Genomic DNA, 17,584 nt, shown 5'->3' with positions numbered 1-17,584 from the left:
GGACGGAAGGTCTTTTCCGGTCCGGCCTGCCGAACGGAAAGGACCGCCATGGACGCCGTCGACCGACTGCTGCTGGCCGAGCTGCAGGGCGATGCCAGGCTCTCCTACAACGAGCTCTCCCGCCGGGTCAGGCTCTCCTCGCCGGCGGTGGCCGAGCGGGTCCGCCGGCTGGAGGCGGACGGGGTGATCAGCGGCTACCACGCGCACGTCGACCTGGACCGGGCCGGGCTGAAGGTCACCGCACTGGTGCAGATCCAGTGCTACGGCCCGCGCTGCGTGCTGCGCGACCCGGAGGTGGCGCGCTGGCCGGAGGTGCTCCAGCTGCACCGGGTCACCGGTGGGGCCTGCTGCGCGCTGCTGGTGGCGGTGGCCGGGATGGCCGAGTTCGAGCAGCTGATCGACCGGCTGGCCGGCTACGGACAGCCGTCCAGCTCGATGATCCTCTCCAGCCCGGTGCCCTGGCGGCCGGTGCAGCTGCCCTGACGCCGGGTCAGTACAGGCCCTGGGCGGACAGCTCGGCGAGCCCCGCGATGAACAGCTCCACGCCCACCGCCGCGAGCAGCAGGCCGAGCAGCCGCGATATCACCTCCAGCATCGTCTGGTGGCTGCGCCGCAGCGGGCGGGAGAGCACCAGGACGCAGACGCAGTTGATCGCGACCACCGCCACGTAGGCGCCGGCCAGCGTGCTCCGCCAGCCCCAGTCCTCCCGCTCCAGCGCGCCGACCATCAGCGCGGTCATCGCGAGCGGGCTGGCGATGTAGGGGAGCAGCAGTTCCCGGATGCCCTGCAGCAGTGGGCTGGGCAGCTCGTCCTCGTCCTCGGCGCCGCCGCCGAGGTGGACACCGAGCACCAGCGCGACGGCGTAGATGAAGAAGATCACCCCGCCGGCCAGCTGGAGCGACCAGTCGTCGATGTGGAAGAACGTGGTGAGGAAGGCCGCCGAGTACTCCACCGCGACGCCGACCACGGCCGCCAGCCCGGTGGCCACCAGGGTCAGCTGCACCAGTTCCCGGTGCGAGCGGGTGCGGGCCAGCCGGGCGAAGGCCAGCAGGATCTTGGGCGGTCCGACCACGGCGAACAGGGTGACGAACGCGCTGGGCAGGTCGAAGTCGTGCATGGCCCCCAGCATGCGTCAGCGGGGGCGCACGCTCACGGCGCCGCGCCCCCGCTGACGCCGGTTCAGCCGATCACGGCCTGGGCGTCGATCTCCACCAGCATCGCCTCGTGCGGCAGCTCGACGAAGATCGTGGTCCGGCACGGCTTCACGCCGTTCCCCACGTGCTTGTCGATGAACTCGCCGTAGACCTCGTTCATCAGCGCGAAGTCCGCCCGCTTGGTCAGGTAGACCCGGAACATCACCACGTCCTCGACCGTGGCGCCGCCCGCCTCCAGCACCGCCTGCACGTTCTCCAGGGTGCGCAGGGTCTGCGCCTTCACGTCACCCGGGAACAGGTACTCGGCGGTCGCCGGGTCCTGCGGCCCCTGGCCGGAGACCTGGAGGATCGGGCCCTTGCGGACTCCCTGGGAGAACACCCAGGCGGGGGCGGGGGCACCGTCGGTACGCACTTCGGTCTTCATGCTTCTCGTCCTGTTCCTGAAGGGGTCCAGCCGCAGTCGGCGGAGATCGCGGCGGTGGTGGCCCGGAGCTGCGGCAGCAGCGCCAGCACCTGGGCGTACGGCAGCAGCACGTCCGGGACCGAGACCGAGGCGGCCGCGACCACCCGGCCGGTGGCGTCCCGGACCGGGGCGGCCACGCAGTTGATGAACGACTCGTGCTCGGCGTGGTCCTGGGCCCACCCCTGCGCCGCCACGGTGGCCAGCTCGGCCAGCAGCGCGGCCGGGGTGGTCAGGGTGTTCGCGGTGTACGGGGTGTACTCCAGTCCCTCGGCGATCTGCCGGCGTTCGGTCGGCGGCAGGTCGGCGAGCAGCACCTTGGAGACCGCCGCGCTGTGCAGGGCTGCCCGCAGGCCGATCCGGGAGTACATCCGGACGGGGTGCCGGGAGTCGTACTTGTCGATGTAGACCACCTCGCCGCCCTCGTAGGCGGCCAGGTGCACGGTCTGGCCGGTGGCCGCGTTCAGCTCGCGCAGGTGCGGGGCGGCCACGGCGCGGACGCCGCGCTGCTCCAGCGCCCGGCCGGCCAGCGCGAACAGCTGGGGCCCGAGCCGGTAGCGGTGGGCGGCGTCGCGCTGCACCATCCGCTCCTCCTCCATCGGCCGGAGCAGGCGCAGCGCGGTGCTCTTGTGCACGTCCAGCACGGCCGCGAGCTGCTCCAGGCTGCGCTCGCCCTCGCCGAGCTCGGCCAGCAGGCGCATCGCCCGGGCCACCGTGGAGCCGCTCATGCCGGGGCCGTCCGGAAGCCGTCCGGATCCACCTCGGTCGCGGCCCAGGCCGTCTCGTCGGCGGTCAGCAGGCCGTCGATCACGGCGGCCGGGGGCAGCACGCCCAGATCGCCCCGGACGGTCAGCGCGGCGGCGGCGGACAGGTGGCCCAGCCGCAGCCGCTGACGCTCCGGCAGCTCCCGAAGGGTGCCGGCCAGGTAGCCCGCGGCGAAGGCGTCGCCCGCGCCGGTCGGCTCCACCACCGCGACCCGCAGGGCGGGCTCGGCCACGGTCGAGCCGTCCGGCGCGATCGAGGTGGAGCGGTGCGCGTCGTCCTTGAGCACGATCACCCCGGGGCGGGGGAGCAGCTTGCGCAGCCCGGCCGGGTCGTCGGTGCCGAGCACCTCGCGGGCCTCGTCGGCGCCGAGCAGCACGATCGTCGCCGCGTTCATCAGGAAGCGCAGCGCCTGTCGGTCCCGCCCGGCCCAGAGCGCGGGGCGCCAGTTCAGGTCGAAGCTGACGGTGCGTCCGGGCGCGCCGAGCAGGGTGCGCACCAGGCGGTGGCAGCTGTCCGAGAGCGCGGGGGTGATGCCGGTCAGGTGGATCAGCGGGGCGGCGGCCAGCAGCGGGGCGGCGGCCGGGTCCGCGAGCAGCTCGGGGCCCATCGCGGCGGCGGCCGAGCCGCGCCGGTAGTAGTGCATCCGGGTGCGCCCGGCGCCCAGGTCGTGCGGGTGGTCCAGGCCGGCGCCGGTCTCCTTGACGTACAGGCCGGTCGGCCTGGCCGGGTCGGCGGTGACGGCGGAGGTGTCCACCCCGTGCGCGGCGATCCGCTCGACCAGGTGGCGCCCGAAGCCGTCGGCCCCCACCCGGCTGACCCAGGCGGCCGGGACGCCGAGCGCGGCCAGCCCGCAGGCGACGTTGGACTCGGCACCGCCGAAGCTGCGGCGGAACCCCTCGGCGTGCTCCAGCGGCCCGGGGCTCTCGGGGAGCAGGACGGCCATCGACTCACCGAGGCAGACGGCGGGCGGGGGTGTCACGTCATGACCTCTCCACTGCGTTATAGGGAGGGGCGCGTTGACCCTGGTCCAGACCTGATGTTAGATCAGGCCCGGCAGATATCGCAACGACCGTTGCGCATAGCGCAACGAGGGACGGTGGGCCGTGGTGGAGCTGATGGACCGTGGACGGCTGGCGGCACTGGCCGACGAGCGACTCGACTGGCGCTTCAAGGCCGTCCCGGCCGGCGCCTGGGGGTCGACCGTCGCCGAGTACCTGGCCGGGGCGCCGACCCTGGACGACCTCGGCACCCCGCTGGTGACGCTGGACGCGGGGGCGGTCGACCACAACCTCGCCACCATGGCGGAGTACTGCGCGAAGGCGGGCGTCGGCCTGGCCCCGCACGGCAAGACCACGATGGCCCCGGTGCTGTGGCAGCGCCAGCTGGCGGCGGGGGCGGTCGCGATCACGCTGGCCAACCTGCCGCAGGTCCGGGTCGGCCGGGCTTTCGGCCTGCGCCGGATCCACCTGGCCAACGCGCTGCTCGACCCGGCCGGCCTGCGCTGGCTCGCCGGGGAGCTGGCCGCCGACCCGGAGTTCCGGTTCTCCTGCTGGGTCGACTCGGTCCGCTCGGTCGAGCTGATGGCCGAGGCGCTGCGCGGCGCCCCCGCCCCGGTCGACGTCTGCGTCGAGCTCGGCGCCGCGGGCGGCCGGACGGGCTGCCGCACGGTCGAGGAGGCGGTCGGGGTGGCCCGGGCCGTGGCCGCCGCCGACGGGCTGCGGCTGGTCGGGGTGAGCGGCTACGAAGGCGCGCTGGCGCACGACGCGAGCGCGGGCTCGCTCGCCGCGGTGGCCGGGTACCTGCGCGAACTCGGCCGCCTGCACGGCCTGTTGGCCGAGCTCTACCACCCGGCGGCCGAGCGGATCTGGATCACGGCGGGCGGCAGCGCCTACTTCGACACCGTGGTCGAGGAGCTCGGCCCGCTGGCCGGCGGTCGGGTCGCGGTGGTGCTCCGCTCGGGCGCCTACCTCGCGCACGACGACGGCTTCTACCGGGGCATCTCCCCGCTGGCCCGGGGCGGCGGCCAGGGCTTCAGGTCCGCGCTGCACGGCTGGCTGCGGGTGGTCTCCCGGCCGGAGTCCGGGCTCGCCCTGCTGGACGGCGGCAAGCGCGACCTCTCCTTCGACGAAGGCCTGCCGGAGCCCCAGCTGCGGCGCGGGCACGGCCCGGTGGGCGGCGAGATCACCGCACTGAACGACCAGCACGCCTTCCTCCGCGGGGCGCAGGTGCAGGTCGGGGACGTGGTCCGGGTCGGCCTCTCGCACCCGTGCACGGTCTTCGACAAGTGGTCGCTGCTCCCGGTGCTCGACTCCGCCGACGCCGAGGTCCCGCGCGTGGTCGACCTGGTGCGGACGTACTTCTGATGGCGGCCGATCTGCTGATCAAGGGCGCCTGGGTGATCGACGGCACCGGCTCGGCCCGGCGCCGGGCCGATGTCGCGGTCGAGGACGGGGTGATCGTCTCCGACGCCGCCACCGCCGACCGGGTGATCGACGCCGAGGGGCTGGTGCTCGCCCCCGGCTTCATCGACATGCACGCCCACTCCGACCTGGCCGTGCTCACCGAGCCGGACCACCTGGCCAAGATCAGCCAGGGCGTCACCTGCGAGGTGCTCGGCCAGGACGGCCTCTCCTACGCCCCCGTGGACGACCTGGTGCTGGCCGGTCTGCGCCGCCAGCTCGCGGGGTGGAACGGCGACCCGGACGGCTTCGACTGGGACTGGCGCGGCGTCGGCGAGTACCTGGACCGGCTGGACCGCTCCCAGCTCGCCGCCAACGCCTGCTACCTGGTCCCGCACGGCACCCTGCGCGCCCTGGTGCTCGGCTGGGACGACCGCCCGCCGACCGCGCACCAGCTCGACCGGATGCGGGAGTTGCTCGACCAGGGCCTGTCCGAGGGCGCGGTCGGGATGTCCACCGGCCTGACCTACACCCCCGGCATGTACGCCGACTCGGCCGAACTGGCCGCGCTCTGCGCGGTGGTGGCGGCCCGGGGCGGCTACCACTGCCCGCACACCCGCTCCTACGGGGCGGGCGCGCTGGAGGCGTACGGGGAGATGCTGGAGCTGTCCCGGCGCACCGGCTGCCCGCTCCACCTCACCCACGCCACCATGAACTTCGGGGTGAACGAGGGCCGGGCGGGCGAGTTCCTGGCCCTGGTCGACCGGGCCCTGGCCGACGGTGTCGACGTCACCCTGGACAGCTACCCCTACCTGCCGGGATCGACCACGCTGGCCGCCCTGCTGCCCTCCTGGGCCACCGAGGGCGGCCCGGAAGCCACGCTGGCCCGGCTGCTGGAGCCCCCGGCCCGGGAGGCGATCCGGGTCGCGGTGGAGGAGACCGGCAGCGACGGCTGCCACGGCGTGGTCGCCGACTGGCACACGGTGCAGATCTCCGGCGTGCGCAACCCCGAGCTGGCCGGCACGGTCGGCCTGACGGTGCAGCAGGTCGCGGACGGCTGGGGGAGCACCGGCACCGCCGCCTTCCTGGAGCTGCTGGTCCGGGACGAGCTGGCCACCGGCATCCTCCAGCACGTCGGCCACGAGCAGAACGTCCGGGAGATCATGCGCCACCCCGCCCACTGCGCGGGCAGCGACGGCCTGCTGGTCGGCGCCCGCCCGCACCCCCGGGCCTGGGGCACCTTCCCGCGCTATCTCGGCCACTACGCCCGGGAGTTGGGCGTGCTGACGCTGGAGCAGACGGTGGCCAGGATGACCGGCCGCCCGGCCCGCAGGCTCGGCCTGACCCGGCGCGGCCTGGTCCGGGACGGCTACGTGGCCGACCTGGTGCTGTTCGACCCGGCCGAGGTGCGGGACACCGCGACCTTCGAGCAGCCCAGGCAGCAGGCCGAGGGCATCCCCTGGGTCTGGGTCGGCGGGGTCGGCGTGATCGAGGACGGCAAGGCGACCGGTGCACGCCCAGGACGGGCGCTGCGACGACAGGCAGACGGAGGAGTGCGATGAGCGGTGGACTGACCGGGCTGGAGCAGGACCGGGTGATCGCGGTGGTCCGCGCCCCGGTGATCCCCGACGCGGCGGAGCTGTGCGCCGCGCTGGTGGCCGGCGGCATCCGCTGGATCGAGTTCACCTACACCACCCCCGGGGTGGAGCAGCACCTGCGGCGGGCCGCCGAGGTCGCCGACGGGCTCGGCTGCCGGGTCGGCGTCGGCACCGTGCTGACCGCCGAGCAGGCCCGGCGCGGCGTCGCGGCCGGGGCGCAGTACCTGGTCACCCCCGGGGTCAGGCCCGGCCTGGCCGAGGCGGCGGGCGGGGTGCCGGTGGTGATGGGCGCGCTGACGCCGAGTGAGGTGGCCACCGCGGTCGACCTCGGTGCGGCGGCGGTGAAGATCTTCCCGGCCCGGGCCTTCGGGGCGTCCTACTTCCGCGACCTGCGCGGCCCCTACCCCGCGGTCCCGCTGGTCGCCTCCGGCGGGGTGAACGCGGGGAACGCGGCCGAGTTCCTGGCGGCGGGCGCCCTGGCGGTCTGCGCGGGCAGCGAGGTGGTGGCCCCGGCGGTGGTCGCGGCGGGCGGCTGGAGCGGGGTCGAGCTGCGGGCCCGCGAGTTCGTCGCCGCTATCGGAGCGTGACGGTGACCCCGCCGTCCCGGAGCACCTCCAGGATCGCGTCGAAGTAGCGCTGCTCGGTCCCGGGCAGGCGCCGGGCCAGGGCCGTCCGGGCCCGCCCGGCGTCGTGCCAGACCAGGCCGAACGGCGCCTCGGGCCCGTAGCCGCCGCGCAGGCAGTCGGCCAGCGCGTCCAGGTTCCGGCCGTAGTAGCCGTCCGGGGCATCCAGCGCGTCGGCCAGCGCGGCCCAGAACGACGGCTCGTCGGTGATCGCGGCACCGCGCAGGTGGTAGGTGGTCGGCATCGGGGTCCTTCGCTCGGATGGCGGCCCCGGGTCGAGGGCGCGCCGGGTCTGGGGTGGGATGGGGAAGCCGGTGTTCCCCCCGAGAGCTGAGGCCCCATCATGACCTGTCTGAACCGCAAGGACCTAGGGCTGCTCGCGCTGCGCGCGGCGGTCGGCGGGGTGCTGATCGCGCACGGCTCGCAGAAGCTGTTCGGCTGGTTCGGTGGCGGCGGCCTGGAGGGCACGACCAAGGCGATGGAGCACATGGGCTTCGAGCCGGGTCGGCAGAGCGCGATCGCCTCCGGCCTGGGCGAGGCGGGCGGCGGCGCCCTGCTGGTGGCCGGACTGGCCACCCCGGTGGCCGGTTCAATCGTCGCGGGCACCATGGCCGGGGCGATCGCGGTGCACGCCCCGGCGGGCTTCTTCGCGGTCTCCGGCGGCTACGAGTACCCCGCCGTGCTCGGCACCTGCGGCCTCGCCCTCGGCGTGGCCGGCGCGGGCCGCTACTCGCTGGACCACCTGGTCGCCCACCGCTTCGACGGCGCGGCCCTCGGCGCGCTGGCCTTCGTCGCCAGCGCCCTCGGCGCGGCCGCCGTGGTGACCCGCCGTCAGGACGTGGTCCGCCGCCGCGAGGCCAGGGCGGCCGACGAGCAGGAGGGCGTCGGCCTCTCCTGACCGGCCGGGGCCGGTGGGGCCGCCGGGGCCGTCACCGACCGGCCCGGGCCGGTCAGTAGCGCATCGCGCCGGCGTAGGGCATCACGTCGTAGGGGACGATCTCGACGTTCTTGCCGGTGCGCGGGGCGTGCAGCAGCTGGCCGTTGCCGATGTAGATGCCGACGTGGTGCAGGTCGTTGTAGTAGAAGACCAGGTCGCCGGGCTGGAGCTGGTCCCGGGCGATCGCCTTGCCGGCCCCGAACTGGGCCTGCGAGGTGCGGGGCAGCGAGATGCCGCCGGCGGCGAAGGCCCGCAGGGTCAGGCCGGAGCAGTCGAACGAGTTGGGGCCGGCCGCGCCGTAGACGTACGGCTTGCCGAGCTGGGCGTAGGCGAAGGTCAGGATGTCCTTGACCCGGCCGGTGGCGGGGCCGCTGTACGGCATCCGGGCGCTGCTGCTGCGGGAGGCGGCGGCGCCGCCACCGGCCGTCCCGGCCGACACCTTGGCGCGGTCCTCGGCCTTGAGGCCGTTCAGGATCGACTGCACCTTGGCGAGCTTGGCCTGGACCTCCTCCTTCTTCCCGGCGGCGGCCCGGCGGGCCTGGTCCAGTCCGGCCAGCTGGGCGGCGGTCTCGTCCCGGAGCTGGTCGAGCTTCCGCTGCTGGGCCGCCAGCCGGCGCAGGGTCTCCACCTGGGTCTCGGCCGCCACGTCCTGGAGGCCGGCCCCCTCCAGGTACCCGTCGGCGTCGGCGGTCAGCATCAGCTGCAGGGTGGGATCGACGCCGTTGGAGCGGTACTGCTCGGCGGCCACCGCGCCGAGCGTCTCGCGCAGCCGGTTCAGCTGGTCCTGCTGGGTGGCCACCTCCTGCTGCAGGGTGCCCGCCCTGGCCTGGAGCTGCCCCTGCTTCTCGTTCAGCCCGTTGTACTGCTCGGTGTCGGCCTCGGCCTCCTCGTACAGGTCGTCGACCTGCCGCTGCACCTGCTCCAGCGAGGGCTTGGGCTCGGCCAGCGCGGGGGTCGAGGTGAGCAGCAGCGCGGCCCCCGCGGTGAGGGTGAGTGCGGTCAGGCGGCGGGCGGCCAAGGCAGGCTCCTGGACTGGACGACTAATCTCCTAAGGAAATTAGTACGAGCAGAGCTGCCAGGGCAAGTGCCGGCCTGAAGGGCCCTCAGGCCGGGCGGTGCCCGGTCGTGGTGTGCCAGCGGTCGTGGGCGGCGGCCAGCTCGGCCCGGGCCGCCCGCAGCGCCCGGTCCTCGTGCTGCTGCTCCAGCAGCCGGTCCCGGTCCGCCCGGGCGGTCTGCTGCGGGATGGTGTTGGAGCGGGCCAGCTCCAGCGCGCGCCGGGCCTTGACGGTCCGTTCGTGCCGGTGCCGCTGGAAGTCGTCCTCCGCCGCCACGGCGGCCTCCAGCCGGACCACGAACCCGTGCACCGGCTCCGGGTCGAGCCCGCTGAACTCCACCAGCCGGGCCTTCCCGTTCGGCCGGGTCAGCCGGACCAGGTGGAGCTCCGCCCCCAGCTCCAGCCCGACCCGGAGCCGGGCCAGCGGGATGTTCTCGCTCCGGTACCGGACCAGGTGCTGATGCAGCACCAGCTCGCCGAGCGACTCCAGCTCGGCCCCGGCGCCCGGCTCCTCCAGTGCCGCCACCCGGCTCTGCAGCTCGGTGATCCGGCGGCGGTACTCGGCTTCGGCGTCCCGGATCTCCTGCTCCGCGGCGGAACGTTCCTGCGCGCGCTGCTGCTCCACCTCCCGGACCCTGCGGCGGCCCGCCGCCAACCCGGCCCGCTCGGCGGCGTACGACCGGCCGAAGGCACAGGCCCAGCCGCCCGGATAGCTGTGCAGCCGGTTGCCGACCCAGACGGCGACCGCCGCCAGGACCAGCACCGCCGCCATGACGAACGCCATCGCCCCTCCCCGAAGCCGACCGACTGAGACCTGCCCGGGGAGGGGGCGGGCGACACCTGCCCGGTCAGGCCAGGTGTGGGAGGCAGACCAGCAGCAGCGGCAGTACGGCCAGCGCGGCGGGGGCGGTGGCGGTGAGCACCAGCAGTGGACGTGGCGCGGGCCGGTGGTCGGCCAGCCGCTCGGCACCTGCCCGGTCAGGCCAGGTGTGGGAGGCAGACCAGCAGCAGCGGCAGTACGGCCAGCGCGGCGGGGGCGGTGGCGGTGAGCACCAGCAGCGGACGCGGCGCGGGCCGGTGGTCGGCCAGCCGCTCGATCCGGGCCAGCGCCTGGTGACCCGCCGTCAGGGCGGCGGCGGGCGCCAGGCCGGTGGCGACCACGCCCATCGCACCGGCCAGTGCGTGCGGGCCGTGCGCGCGCAGCGCCCGGTCGTCGGCGGCCATCTCCAGCAGGGTGCGGACCTCGGCGGAGACCAGCCGGCCGAGCGGGAGCGGCGCGAAGGTGCGAGCCAGTGCCTCGGCCGCGCAGGTGGCCAGGTGGTGCCGCCCGGTCAGGTGGGCCCGCTCGTGGGCCAGGGCGGCGGCCAGCTGCGGTGGGGTGAGCGCGGTCAGTGCGCCCCGGCTGACCACGATCCGGGAGTGCCGCCCCGGCAGGCAGTAGATGGTGGGGGTGGGGTGCTCCAGCAGCAGCGCGCCCGGGACCTGCCCCCGGTGGGCGGCCAGGTCGAGCAGGGCGCGGTGCCGGCGGCGGCCCCGGCGGGCGGTGGCCAGGCTGTGCAGCAGCAGGGCCGCCGGGTAGAGCAGCACCAGCGCGGCGGCCGCGGGGGCAGTGCCGGACACCGCCTCGGGGGAGAGGCCGCACAGGTGCAGCAGGCCCGCGTGGTGGTGCGGGGCCGGGTCGATCAGCTGACGGACCGTGAGCGCGACCGAGCCGGCGGCGGACAGCCCGAGGGCGTGCCAGGTCAGCACCCCGAGCAGCGGCGCCCGCCTGGTCCAGCGGGCCCCGGCGAGCAGCGGCGGGAGCACGGCGGCGGTCAGCACGGCCCAGAGCGCGAGCAGGGCGGCGGCGGTCACGGCCGGCCCGTTCCGTCAGACGTACCGGACGTACCCGCCGGGTCGGTCCGGTCCAGCGCGGCCAGCGCCCGGCGCAGGGCGGCGACCTCGTCGGTGCTGATCTGCTCGACGAAGTGGGCCAGTGCGGCCGGGGTGTCGGAGGTCGAGCCGAGCGCCTCCTGCATCAGCGTGGCGGTGTAGGAGTCGCGGCTGCGGGCCGGTTCGTAGACCCAGGCGCGGCCCGATTTGTGACGGTTCAGCAGGCCCTTGGTGTGCAGGATTCCGGCCACCGTCATCACCGTGGTGTAGGCGACCGGCCGTTTGGCGTTGAGGTCGTCGACCACCTCCCGGACGGTGGCCGGGCGGCCCCAGCTCCAGAGCCGGTCCATGATTTCGGCTTCGAGCTCGCCGAGGCTGCGTACCACCATGCCGCCAATCGTAGTCACCCGGATGCCGCGCCCCGGTAGCCCCGGGGGTGCGGCCGCCGAAGGGTGAGGGCAGGTCCTGACGAGTGGAGGTCGCTGATGCGTCGGTTGGTCGTGGGTGCGGTGGTCGCGGGCGGGCTGGTGCTGACGGGGTGTTCGTCGGACGGGGGATCGCCGTCCAAGGCGCTGGAGTCGGGGGCGTCCGCGCTGTCCTCCGCGGCGAACAGCTTCGCCTCCGCGGCCTCCTCGGCCGCCGCGTCGGCGGAGGCGGCCGCCTCCTCGGCGCTGGCCAGCGTGAAGGGCGGCGCCGACGCCAAGGGCGACGTCTCGCTCGGCACCGTGGTGACCGACGGCGACGGCAAGGTGAGCGTTCCGGTCACGGTGTCCAACCACGGGACCGGGCCCGGCAAGTACACGGTCCAGATCACCTTCGCGGACAGCTCCGGCGGCATCCTGGACGTGGCCGTGCTGAACGTCCCCGAGGTCGCCGCGGGCGGCACCGGCCAGGCCACCGCCACCAGCAACCGCAAGCTCGACGGCACCGTCACCGCGAAGGTGGGTGCGGCGCTCAGGTACTGACCCGGGGTCGGGTTCCGTTCCAGATTGACCTGGATCTGACGGAGATCGACCGGATGTGACCGTGTGCAGAAGCCGGTCTCGCGATTCGCGGGACCGGCTTTGTGCTGGTCAGGGGTGGATCGAACCTTAAGGGGGGCTCAAGGTCCAATACCGGGTCTTGACGGGGGAGTTGGTCTAGTCCATTTTTATGGCCAGGTGCAGGGAGCCCCCGGCCGGCATCGGTGGTCCAGACCTCCGATGCCGGTCCGGCATCCCCCGCTGCTCGACCTCCACTGACGTGCCCTGCGGTTGTGCGGCCCCACCCCGTGCACCCGACCCGAGCGGTCCGTCAGTTCCCCCACGACCTGGAGGGTCACGACATGACTCGAGTTTCCCTGGAGCCGACGCCCCGTCGGCGTCCGAAGGGCCTGGCCGCGCTCGCGGTCGGCACGGCCGCCTCGCTGGCGCTCGGTGCCGCGCTCACGCTGACCGCGGGCACCACCGCCTCGGCCGCGGCGGGCAACACCACGGGCGCCCCGGCGACCAGTGGCGGTATCAAGGTCGCCTACTTCGACCAGTGGTCGATCTACGGCAACGCGTACTACCCGAAGACCATCCAGGACACCGGCGTCGCCAAGAACCTGGACTACATGATCTACTCCTTCGCCAACATCCACCCGACCAACCTCTCCTGTTTCGAGGCCACCAAGGCCGCGTCGCAGGACGAGAACAACGCGAGTGCGGGTGACGGCGCGGGCGACGCGTTCGCCGACTACCAGAAGACCTTCGACGCGAACACCGCGGTCGACGGTGTCGCGGACGTCTGGGGCCAGCCGATCGCGGGCAACTTCAACCAGCTGAAGAAGCTGAAGGCGAAGAACCCGAACCTCAAGGTGCTGCTCTCCATCGGTGGCTGGACCTACTCCAAGTACTTCTCCGACGCGGCCGCCACGGACGCCTCGCGGAAGAAGCTGGTCTCGTCCTGCATCGACATGTTCATCAAGGGCAACCTGCCGGTGGACGCGGGCTACGGCGGCACCGGTTCGGCCGCGGGCATCTTCGACGGCATCGACATCGACTGGGAGTACCCGGGCGGCGGCGGTCACCTGGGCAACCACGAGAGCCCGAACGACAAGCAGAACTTCACCCTCCTGCTCAAGGAGTTCCGCACCCAGCTCGACGCCCAGGGTGTCGCCGACAACAAGACCTACGGCCTCGCGGCCGCGGTCGGCGCCGGCCAGGACAAGATCAAGAACATCGAGACGGACAAGGTCGGCCAGTACCTGACCTTCCTCGATGTCATGACCTACGACATGCACGGTGCGTGGGACGCCAAGGGCCCGACCAACCACCAGGCCCCGCTGTACTCCGGCCCGAACGACCCGATGACCCCGGTCAAGCCGGGCACCGGCAAGTACTCGATCGACGCGGCCATCAAGGCGTGGACCGTGGGTGACGCCGAGTACGGCATCCCCGGCGGCTTCCCGGCCAAGAAGATCAACATGGGTATCCCGTTCTACTACCGCGGTTGGACCGGCGTTCCCAACAACGGTGTGAACGGCCTGTTCCAGAGCGCGACCGGCCCCGCCGCCGGTGCCGCGATGTCCGGCAACGTGCCCGGCATCCAGATGTACAAGGAGCTCGCGGGCTTCGTCGACAACCCGGCCAAGACCTTCTGGGACGACACCGCGAAGACCACGTACTTCTACGACGGCTCCACCTTCTGGACCGGTGAGGACGCCCGTTCGATCCAGGCCAAGGTCGACTACGCGCACTGCAACGGTCTGGGTGGCTCGTTCGCCTTCTCGCTCTACGACCTGGGCACCAAGACCGCGCTGTTCGACAAGATGGTCTCGGCCACCAACGGCTCCGCCGCCAACTGCCCGGCCGCGCCGACCAGCTCGCCGTCGCCCAGCAACTCGGCCAGCCCGTCCCCGTCGGTGAGCCCGAGCACCTCGGCCTCCCCGTCGCCCTCGGTCTCGCCGTCCACCTCGGCCAGCCCGTCCGCCTCGGCCTCGCCGTCGGTGCCGAACACCATCTGCGGTCCGTCCTGGAGCGCCGGCGCGGTCTACGCCACGCCGACCAAGGTCTCCTGGAAGGGTCACAACTACACCAACAAGTGGTGGACCACCAACGAGGACCCCTCGCTGAGCGGTCAGTGGGGCGTCTGGACCGACAACGGCAACTGCGTCGGTTGATCCAACCCCTGAGCACCACCTGAAGTGACGCAACGACGGAACGCCCCACCGGACACCGGTGGGGCGTTCTGCCGTTGTCGGCCGACGGTCCGTCAGGCCAGGTCGTCGGTGCGGCCGAGGGCGTCGGGCTGGCTCTCCTCGATCCGGCGCAGCATCCGGCCGAGCATCTCGGACAGCGCGGGCCGCTCGGCGGCGGTGATGTCCTGGAGCAGCTCCTCCTCGAACACCGCGGCCATCCGCATCGACTCCAGCCACTTGGCCCGGCCGCCGGCGGTCAGCTCGATGATCACCCGGACCCGGTTGGTCTCGTCCCGCTCCCGGGTGACCAGGTCCTCGGCCACCATCCGGTCGATCCGGTGCGTCATCGCGGCCGGGGTCAGCCCGAGCCGCTTGGCCAGCTCGCCGGGGCCCAGCTGGTAGGGGCTGCCCGCGACCACCAGGGCCTTGAGCACCTCCCACTCGGCGGATGTGATCCCCAGCACGGTGAGCTGCCGCCCGTAGGCGACGGCCATCCGGCGGGCGACCCGGGACATGGTGGACACGATGGTCTCCACCTGGGGGTCGACCAGGGGGAATTCCCGCTGGTAGACGGCGACCTGCTCGGCGATGGCCAGCTCACCCGGGTTCGGCGGCACGGGTCTGGGGGTGCTCATGGCTCCATCCTCCCACGCCCGGATGCAGGTGTTAAGGCTTTGACAACGAAGCCTTCCGATCCTTAGAGTTTAGCTCTGAAATCTTCTGAGCTTAAAAGTATCCAGCGAAAGGGTGTGCACGGTGGCCGGCACGGTGAAGCAGCAGGGCAGGCGTCTCGGGGCGGGAGGTCCGCTGCGCCGGGTCCAGATCGGGAACGCGCTCAGCGCGTTCGGCAGCGGCTTCACGATGCCGTACATGTTCGTCTACGTGGACCAGGTGCGCGGCCTGGGCTCGCTGGCCGCCGGGATGGTCTTCACCGTCTTCGCGCTGGCCGCGCTCGCCGTGCTGCCGTTCACCGGCCGGGGGATCGACCGGTACGGGCCGCGCCCGGTGCTGCTGATCGGCGCCGCGCTGGCCGCCACCGGCGCGTTCGCCTTCGGCCACGCCACCGGCACCCCGGCGCTGCTGGTCTCCTCCTTCCTGTTCGGCGCCGGTGTGACGACCTGTCAGCCGGCCCTGGCCACGATGATCGTGCGCTGCTCCACCAAGGCCACCAGGTCCCGGGCGTTCGCGCTCCAGTTCACCCTGATCAACCTGGGGATGGGCATCGGCGCCCTGGTCGGCGGCCAGATCGTCGACGTCGCCGACCCGGCCAGCCTGACCCGGCTGTTCACCATCGAGGCGCTCACCTTCCTCGGCCTGGCAGCCGTCACCGGCACCGCCAGGATCCCGGCCGCCGCCCCCGTCCTGGTGGCCGCGACCGGCCCGAAGGGCCTGCGGGCGCTGGTCGCCGACAAGGCGATGCTGCGGCTCTGCCTGCTCGCCGGGCTGATCTTCTTCACCTGCTACGGCCAGTTCGAGTCCGGCGTCGCGGCCTTCGCCACCGACACCGTCGGCACCGCGCCCTCCACCCTGGGCCTGGCGATCGGCGCCAACGCGCTGACCATCGTGGTGCTGCAGATGTTCATGGTGAAGCTCACCGAGCGCCGCCGCCGCACCACCGCGATGGCCGCCGCCGGCGTGGTCTGGCTCGGCGCCTGGACGATGGCGCTGCTGGCCGGACTGGTCCGGGGGGAGGCGATGGCCGCCACCGTGGCGATCGTGGCCGTCTACGCCCTGTTCGGCGTCGGCGAGTCGCTGCTCGCCCCGACGCTGGGCCCGATCGTCGCCGACCTGGCCCCGGCCCGGCTGCTCGGCACCTACAACTCCGGCTACGCGCTGGTGAAGCAGATCGCCATCGCGGTCGGCCCGGCCGTCGGCGTGCTGCTGGTCGGCTCCGGCACCTGGCCGGTCTACCTGGCCGCGATGGCGGCCTGCACGGTGCTGATCGTCGTCCTCGCGCTGCGCCTGCGGCCGCACCTGACGGCGGCTCAGGACAACGCGGGCCCGGCCGTCCCGGCGGCGGTGCCGGTCCGCGCGCTGGGGACCGCGGCCTGATCCGCAGCCTGCTCCGAACCCGGCCGCCGGCCGACGCGGGTGCGTCGACTGGCGGCCGGGTCTACGCTCGGTAGAGCGCGAAGCGCGTCGGAGCGGCCCTGGAGAAGGGCGGAACACCATGGCTGCCGCACTGCACCCCAAGCTGCTGGCCGGTCTGCGGGCCGGATTCGCCGGAGAGATCATCGCGCCGGGGGACGGTGAGTACGACGAGGCGCGGACGGTCTTCAACGCGATGATCGACCGTCATCCGCAGGTGATCGCCCAGTGCGCGAACCCGGCGGACGTGCGGGCGGCGATCGCGTTCGGGCGGGAGCAGGGCCTGGAGATCGCGGTCCGGGCCGGGGGGCACGCGGTCTCGGGCGCCTCGGTCAACGACGGCCTGGTGGTCGACCTGCGGCGGATGAACTCGGTCGTGGTGGACCCGGAGGCCGGCACCGCCCGGGTGGCCGGCGGCGCCGTGATGAGCGACCTGGACCGGGCCGCCCAGCCGTACGGACTCGGCACCACCGGCGGGCGCGACTCCAGCACCGGCGTGGCCGGCCTCACCCTGGGCGGCGGCTCCGGCTGGCTGGAGCGCAAGTTCGGGCTGGCCTGCGACAACCTGCTCCGGGTGGAGCTGGTGACGGCCGACGGCGAGCAGCTGACGGCCGACGAGGACCGGCACCCCGAGCTGTTCTGGGCCCTGCACGGCGGCGGCGGGAACTTCGGGGTCGCCACCGAGCTGACCTTCGAGCTGCACGCGGTGCCGCAGGTCACGGTGGCGATGCTGCTCTGGCCGCCGGAGGCCGCACCGGCCGTGCTGCGGCACTACGTCGACTTCATCGCCACCGCCCCCGACGAGGTGGGCGGCGGCTTCGTCTACCTCACCGGGCCGCCGGAGGAGTTCTGCCCGCCCGAGCTGGTCGGGCGGCTCGCGGCGGCCGTGCTGCTCACCCACACGGGCCCCGAGCCGGAGGCGCGGGCGGTGTTCGGGCCGATGCTGGGGTACGGCCACACCGGGGGCATGGTCGCCGAGCTCCCGTACGCCGACTTCCAGTGCATGCTGGACGACCCGCCCGGTGAGCGGAACTACTGGTCCGCCGAGTACCTGGACGGATTCCCCGACCCGGCCGTCGAGCTGTTCTGCGCCAGGTCGGCCGACCTGATCACCCCCTCGCCCTCGATGCAGGCGGTCTTCCCGATGGGCGGCGCGGTGAGCCGGAAGGTCAGCGACCACCCGGTGCCCTGGCGGGCCGCGCCCTGGGCGGTGCACCCCTACGGGTGCTGGACCGAACCGGCGGACGACGCCCGGGGCCGGCAGTGGGCCCGCGACAACTGCGCCGACCTGAAGCCCTGGTCGATCGGCGCGGTGTACCTCAACTTCATCGGCGACGAGGGCGAGGAGCGGGTCGCGGCCGGGCTCGGCACCGGCAACGCCCGGCGGCTGGCCGCGGTCAAGTCCGCCTACGACCCGGAGAACGTGTTCCACCTGAACCACAACATCATCCCGGCCTGAGCCACCGTCAAGGCT

19 protein-coding genes are annotated in these 17,584 nt (G+C 73.6%); 9 read left to right on the top strand and 10 right to left on the bottom strand.

Annotation, left to right across the window (positions count from 1 at the left end):
* The first annotated feature begins 48 nt into the window (after window positions 1-48).
* Window positions 49-483 (top strand): Lrp/AsnC family transcriptional regulator, encoded by a 435-nt coding sequence (locus ABT118_RS13615; protein WP_350667810.1) that lies wholly within the window; start codon window positions 49-51, stop codon window positions 481-483.
* Window positions 484-490: 7 nt separating this feature from the next.
* On the opposite strand, the gene ABT118_RS13610 is transcribed toward ABT118_RS13615, so the two are convergent.
* The 4 genes from ABT118_RS13610 to ABT118_RS13595 all read right to left on the bottom strand — a co-directional run bounded on the left by ABT118_RS13610 (window position 491) and on the right by ABT118_RS13595 (window position 3,358).
* Window positions 491-1,117, bottom strand: coding sequence for a MarC family protein (locus ABT118_RS13610; protein WP_350667806.1), 627 nt, complete (start codon window positions 1,115-1,117; stop codon window positions 491-493).
* Window positions 1,118-1,179: 62 nt separating this feature from the next.
* Complete coding sequence (locus ABT118_RS13605) at window positions 1,180-1,578, bottom strand: RidA family protein (RefSeq protein ID WP_350667801.1); 399 nt, start codon at window positions 1,576-1,578, stop codon at window positions 1,180-1,182.
* Window positions 1,575-2,342: an IclR family transcriptional regulator gene (locus tag ABT118_RS13600; RefSeq protein ID WP_350667796.1), complete on the bottom strand. Its 768-nt coding sequence runs from the start codon at window positions 2,340-2,342 to the stop codon at window positions 1,575-1,577. The genes ABT118_RS13605 and ABT118_RS13600 overlap by 4 nt, the downstream gene beginning before the upstream one ends.
* Complete coding sequence (locus ABT118_RS13595) at window positions 2,339-3,358, bottom strand: sugar kinase (RefSeq protein WP_350667790.1); 1,020 nt, start codon at window positions 3,356-3,358, stop codon at window positions 2,339-2,341. The genes ABT118_RS13600 and ABT118_RS13595 overlap by 4 nt, the downstream gene beginning before the upstream one ends.
* A gap of 136 nt (window positions 3,359-3,494) precedes the next feature.
* Between ABT118_RS13595 and ABT118_RS13590 the strand changes: the two genes are divergently transcribed.
* The 3 genes from ABT118_RS13590 to ABT118_RS13580 are packed head-to-tail and all read left to right on the top strand — an operon-like array spanning window position 3,495 to window position 6,963.
* Window positions 3,495-4,742, top strand: a complete 1,248-nt coding sequence (locus ABT118_RS13590) for an alanine racemase (RefSeq protein ID WP_350667786.1) — start codon at window positions 3,495-3,497, stop codon at window positions 4,740-4,742.
* Complete coding sequence (locus ABT118_RS13585) at window positions 4,742-6,340, top strand: N-acyl-D-amino-acid deacylase family protein (RefSeq protein ID WP_350667781.1); 1,599 nt, start codon at window positions 4,742-4,744, stop codon at window positions 6,338-6,340. The genes ABT118_RS13590 and ABT118_RS13585 overlap by 1 nt, the downstream gene beginning before the upstream one ends.
* Window positions 6,337-6,963, top strand: coding sequence for a bifunctional 4-hydroxy-2-oxoglutarate aldolase/2-dehydro-3-deoxy-phosphogluconate aldolase (locus ABT118_RS13580; RefSeq protein WP_350667776.1), 627 nt, complete (start codon window positions 6,337-6,339; stop codon window positions 6,961-6,963). The genes ABT118_RS13585 and ABT118_RS13580 overlap by 4 nt, the downstream gene beginning before the upstream one ends.
* On the opposite strand, the gene ABT118_RS13575 is transcribed toward ABT118_RS13580, so the two are convergent.
* A complete protein-coding gene (locus tag ABT118_RS13575; protein ID WP_350667772.1) occupies window positions 6,950-7,243 on the bottom strand; it encodes a barstar family protein in 294 nt (97 codons plus the stop codon). The genes ABT118_RS13580 and ABT118_RS13575 overlap by 14 nt on opposite strands.
* Window positions 7,244-7,342: 99 nt before the next feature.
* On the opposite strand from ABT118_RS13575, the gene ABT118_RS13570 reads away from it, so the two are divergent.
* Complete coding sequence (locus ABT118_RS13570) at window positions 7,343-7,897, top strand: DoxX family protein (RefSeq protein WP_350667766.1); 555 nt, start codon at window positions 7,343-7,345, stop codon at window positions 7,895-7,897.
* Between the two features lie 52 nt (window positions 7,898-7,949).
* Here the strand turns inward: ABT118_RS13570 and ABT118_RS13565 are convergent, their stop codons facing one another.
* From ABT118_RS13565 to ABT118_RS13550, 4 genes are all read right to left on the bottom strand, one after another.
* Window positions 7,950-8,954 (bottom strand): C40 family peptidase, encoded by a 1,005-nt coding sequence (locus ABT118_RS13565; RefSeq protein WP_350667762.1) that lies wholly within the window; start codon window positions 8,952-8,954, stop codon window positions 7,950-7,952.
* Window positions 8,955-9,039: 85 nt separating this feature from the next.
* Complete coding sequence (locus ABT118_RS13560) at window positions 9,040-9,774, bottom strand: hypothetical protein (RefSeq protein WP_350667757.1); 735 nt, start codon at window positions 9,772-9,774, stop codon at window positions 9,040-9,042.
* A gap of 194 nt (window positions 9,775-9,968) precedes the next feature.
* Window positions 9,969-10,844 carry a M56 family metallopeptidase gene (locus tag ABT118_RS13555; protein WP_350667753.1) on the bottom strand — a complete coding sequence of 292 codons (876 nt, stop codon included), beginning with the start codon at window positions 10,842-10,844 and terminating at the stop codon, window positions 9,969-9,971.
* Window positions 10,841-11,251, bottom strand: coding sequence for a BlaI/MecI/CopY family transcriptional regulator (locus ABT118_RS13550; protein WP_350667750.1), 411 nt, complete (start codon window positions 11,249-11,251; stop codon window positions 10,841-10,843). Before ABT118_RS13550 ends, ABT118_RS13555 begins: the two co-directional genes overlap by 4 nt.
* Before the next feature lie 96 nt (window positions 11,252-11,347).
* Here ABT118_RS13550 and ABT118_RS13545 point away from each other — a divergent pair, with 96 nt between their 5' ends.
* Both ABT118_RS13545 and ABT118_RS13540 read left to right on the top strand, forming a co-directional pair.
* On the top strand, window positions 11,348-11,827 hold the full coding sequence (locus tag ABT118_RS13545; RefSeq protein WP_350667745.1) for a hypothetical protein: 480 nt from the start codon (window positions 11,348-11,350) through the stop codon (window positions 11,825-11,827).
* A gap of 359 nt (window positions 11,828-12,186) precedes the next feature.
* A complete protein-coding gene (locus tag ABT118_RS13540; protein WP_350667740.1) occupies window positions 12,187-14,004 on the top strand; it encodes a glycosyl hydrolase family 18 protein in 1,818 nt (605 codons plus the stop codon).
* Window positions 14,005-14,096: 92 nt separating this feature from the next.
* Here the strand turns inward: ABT118_RS13540 and ABT118_RS13535 are convergent, their stop codons facing one another.
* The gene (locus ABT118_RS13535) at window positions 14,097-14,657 is read right to left on the bottom strand and encodes a MarR family winged helix-turn-helix transcriptional regulator (RefSeq protein ID WP_350667734.1); all 561 of its coding nucleotides are present in this window, start codon (window positions 14,655-14,657) and stop codon (window positions 14,097-14,099) included.
* A gap of 121 nt (window positions 14,658-14,778) precedes the next feature.
* Between ABT118_RS13535 and ABT118_RS13530 the strand changes: the two genes are divergently transcribed.
* Entirely contained in the window at window positions 14,779-16,074 is a 1,296-nt protein-coding gene (locus tag ABT118_RS13530; RefSeq protein WP_350667729.1) for an MFS transporter, read from the top strand.
* Between the two features lie 118 nt (window positions 16,075-16,192).
* Window positions 16,193-17,569 carry an FAD-binding oxidoreductase gene (locus tag ABT118_RS13525; protein ID WP_350667723.1) on the top strand — a complete coding sequence of 459 codons (1,377 nt, stop codon included), beginning with the start codon at window positions 16,193-16,195 and terminating at the stop codon, window positions 17,567-17,569.
* Window positions 17,570-17,584: the final 15 nt, after the last annotated feature.

It is taken from the genome of Kitasatospora sp. NPDC002040, assembly GCF_040296785.1.
Taxonomy (GTDB): domain Bacteria; phylum Actinomycetota; class Actinomycetes; order Streptomycetales; family Streptomycetaceae; genus Kitasatospora.
The sequence above is the reverse complement of the archived record's forward strand: the minus strand, read 5'-3'. Positions and strand labels throughout refer to the sequence as shown.